Source organism: Streptomyces sp. NPDC004051 (assembly GCF_053604275.1).
Window position 1 is genome coordinate 1 of record NZ_JBSGHG010000098.1, and the last position, 1,103, is coordinate 1,103.

Annotated in this window: 1 pseudogene; it reads right to left on the reverse strand. The window is 68.0% G+C overall.

Going from position 1 to position 1,103, the window contains the following annotated elements:
- Positions 1-22 precede the first annotated feature (22 nt).
- Positions 23-1,026 (reverse strand): annotated as a pseudogene (locus ACWEQO_RS34795) (IS5 family transposase).
- Positions 1,027-1,103 lie beyond the last annotated feature (77 nt).

The window sequence follows — 1,103 nt, forward strand, 5'->3', positions numbered from 1 at the left end:
TAGGGTGCGTATTGAGTCGTGATCAATTGGTGGTTCGGGTGAGGTCCTTGAGCCAGATCATTGAGGCACGCAGGTGGAGGCCGGCGAGGTAGCTGTCCGGGGTCTTGTCGTACCGGGTGGCGATGCCGCGCCAGGCCTTCAGCTTGTTGATCAGGCGCTCGACGGCGTTCCTCTCCTTGTAGAGGTCGGCGTCGTGACTGATGGGCCGGCCGCCCCTGGAGCCCTTCTTCCTCCGGTTGGAGGCCTGGTCCTTCTTCTCCGGGATGACCGCCTTGATGCCGCGTTTCCGCAGGTGGGCGCGGTTGCCGCGGGACGAGTAGGCCTTGTCCCCGGCGACCGCATCCGGCCTGGTGCGGGGGCGGCCGACAGGCCCGCGGACCCGTATCCGCCCCAGCACGGGGACGAACTGCGGGCTGTCCGCGGCCTGTCCCGCGGTCAGCACGAACGCCAGCGGGCGGCACTTCCGGTCGGCGGCCAGGTGGACCTTGCTGGTCTGCCCACCCCTGGAGCGTCCGAGGAGAGCGGCCTTCAGCCGGAGTTTGCGCCGACGCCGGATGCGCCGTCGCTCTTCCCGCTCGGGATCGCCTTCGGCGTCCTGCCCGGTTTGTTCGTCGCAGCCGCCCCCTTTGACCTGGTCTTCTTCTCCTCAGTGGCGGCCTTCTCCAGGGCGGTGAGGACGTCCTCGCCCAGGTGCATCCCGGCCGCGTCGTGGTGGGCCCGGGCGGTGGTGGAGTCGATGCTGACCAGGGACAGGTCCACCTCGCCCCGCTTCGCGGCTTCCGCGATCAGGCCCTCCAGCAGGGCCGCGAAGACGCCGGCGTCACGCCACTGCCGGAAGCGGTTGTGAACGGTTGACCAGGCGCCGAACTCCTGCGGCATCTCCCGCCACTGCCCGCCAGTCTTGAACCGCCAGATCACGCCCTCAAACTGCTGCCGCAGCCGCTCAGGGTACGGGCCGTACTCACCGATCGGCAGGTACGGCCCGATGAACTCCCACTCGGCATCTGTAAGTTGCACTCGCGTCACACAAGAAGATCTACCGGACCAGGCCCCGCAGCGAAGGCGAATCCCGCAACTTGATCACGACTCAATACGCGCCCTAG